Below are 802 nucleotides of genomic sequence, written 5' to 3' on the forward strand. Positions count from 1 at the left end.
ACCGAGCGGCGCCGCAGCAGCCGCCGCACGAGCGCGGAACCCGCCGAGCCCGCGGAGCCGGCGCCGGCGCCGCTCAGGTACGCGCCCGCGGAGCCGCCCAGCAGCGCGCCCGCCAGGATCTCGCGCATACCCGCGTTGACCTCACCGAGCTCGACGAACAGCAGATGGCACCGCCGGCACTCGTCCAAGTGCTGCTCGACCCGGCGACCGTCCCGGCGGGACAGTCCACCCCGGACATGGGCACCGAGCCGCTCGATCGACCACCGGCACTCGTCGGCCGGGTCCGCGGCGATGTGCTCCTGTAGGTAGTTCTGGCGCAGCCGCTCGCGGGCCCGGTACGCCATCGCGGCCACGCCGTTGGGCGTCAGCCCCATCATCGGCGCCACGTCGGCCGGGTTCTCGCCCTCGACCTCGGTGTGCCACAGCACCGCCTGCCAGTGCTCGGGCAGGCGGGCGAAGGCGCGCGCGACGAAGCCGTACTCCATCCCCTGGACCGCCGTGTCCACGAAGGGCACGCCGGGGTCGTGGGCCTCGGGGTCGTCGGTCACCGACTCGCGGCGGGCCTTGCGGGTGCGGTCGTAGAAGAGCCGGCGAATGGTGGTGAGCAGATACGGCCGGAACGCGGACTCCGGCCCGCCGCCCTCCTCCAGCGTGGCCAGCAGCTTCGCGAACGCCTCGGCGACGAGGTCCTCGACGTCCGCCGGGTCGCGTACGAGCGTGCGCGTCATCCGCCGGGCGGCGTCCACGTGCCGGCGGTAGACCAGCTCGTAGGCGGCGGTGTCACCGGCCCGAACGGCCGCGA

Annotated in this window: 1 protein-coding gene; it reads right to left on the reverse strand. The window is 74.6% G+C overall.

The window, feature by feature from the left end; all coding sequences use genetic code 11:
• Window positions 1–802: sigma-70 family RNA polymerase sigma factor (locus AC5L36_RS45365; protein WP_441225326.1), on the reverse strand; the 802-nt coding region annotated here is incomplete at both ends.

The sequence above is a fragment of the Phytohabitans sp. LZ39 genome, from assembly GCF_059359075.1.